Raw genomic sequence first — 663 nt, 5'->3', positions numbered from 1 at the left:
TGGGTCGAGGCCGCGTTCCGCGCGTCGATCCAGTAGGCCCGCCCAGGGCGGTCACCGCCGGTCGCGCCGTCGGCCAGCCGATCGCAGACCAGTCGGTGAACGATCCCCGACCGGGACGACGGGACGTGCAACAGCGTTACGCCGGGCTCGAGTTCGAGTCGGTGCATACGTGCAGCCTCGAGCGAGCGCCCCATAAGCGGCGGAACACCGTTTCCGATAGTTCCGATACTCCACCAACTGCTCTAATCGGCGTCGTTCGGGCCGTTCGAGACGACTGACGGTTTCCGTTACGGATTCCGAAACGAACGACGGCGACGCCGGCACGCCGAACGCGTCACTCTGTCTGCTGGGCGCGTCGATCCGCGCGCCGAGTCCATCACTCTGCGTGCCGAACTCGGACGCTGATCCCGTCCGCATCCGCGATTTCGATACCGTCGTCGATTTCGGCGACCGTCGCGTCGTCGTCGGCCGTCGCTCGCGTCCGGACCGCGTCGAACGCCTCGGCGTCCGGAACGAGCAGTTCGAACCACGCCATTCCCAGCCCGTCGGCCGGCGTCGACCGCTGGTTCCAGACGTTCGCGCCGACGTGGTGGTGGTAGCCGCCCGCCGCGAAAAAGAGCGCACCCGGCGCGAACTCCATCGACACGTCGAGTCCCAGCGTCT

1 protein-coding gene is annotated in these 663 nt (G+C 67.6%); it reads right to left on the bottom strand.

The features are described 5' to 3' along the window. Positions 1-376: 376 nt before the first annotated feature. On the bottom strand, positions 377-663 hold a 287-nt coding region (locus tag PGX04_RS26055), incomplete at its 5' end, for a VOC family protein (protein WP_465263846.1).

This window comes from Natrinema soli (genome assembly GCF_028618695.1).
Note: the sequence above shows the minus strand (reverse complement) of the source record. Positions and strands in the feature narration are given on the sequence as shown.